Here is a 572-nt window from a genome sequence, read left to right as displayed (position 1 = left end):
GTCGTAGTCCTTCAGCGGGGTCTTCTTCACCAGGCCTGCCTTGGTGGCCAGGACCAGGTAGGGCGTCGCCTCGTAGTCGCGGATGGCGCGGATCTGGGCGATGGTCTCGTCCGGCTGGAAGGCCAGCAGGTTCGCCACGTGCTGTCCGCGCGCGTCGCGGCCCGCGTCGGGCAGCTCGTACGCCTTCACGCGGTACACGCGGCCCTTGTTGGTGAAGAACAGCAGCCAGTGGTGCGTGGTGGAGACGAAGAAGTGGTTGACGATGTCGTCTTCCTTGAGCTTCGCTCCGCGCACCCCCTTGCCGCCGCGCTTCTGCGCCCGGTAGTCGTCGGTCTTGGTGCGCTTGATGTAGCCGCCCCGCGTGACCGTGACGACGATGTCCTCCTCGGCGATCAGGTCCTCGATGGACATGTCGCCCTCGTAGGGGATCAGCTTCGTCTTGCGGTCGTCGCCGTACTTCTCGACGATCGCGGCCAGCTCCTGGCTCACGATGCCGCGCTGGCGGACCGGGGAGGCCAGGATCTCGGTGTACGCGTTGATCTTCGTCTGGAGCTCGTCGTGCTCCTGGACGA

The 572-nt window shown here is 66.1% G+C and carries 1 protein-coding gene; it reads right to left on the bottom strand.

The window, feature by feature from the left end:
* Nucleotides 1-572: DNA gyrase C-terminal beta-propeller domain-containing protein (locus tag LPA54_RS35620; RefSeq protein WP_306806598.1), on the bottom strand; the 572-nt coding region annotated here is incomplete at both ends.

Source organism: Streptomyces sp. DH12 (assembly GCF_020873895.1).
In the GTDB taxonomy this organism is placed as follows: Bacteria; Actinomycetota; Actinomycetes; order Streptomycetales; family Streptomycetaceae; genus Streptomyces.
This window is presented reverse-complemented; position numbering and strand designations above follow the sequence as displayed.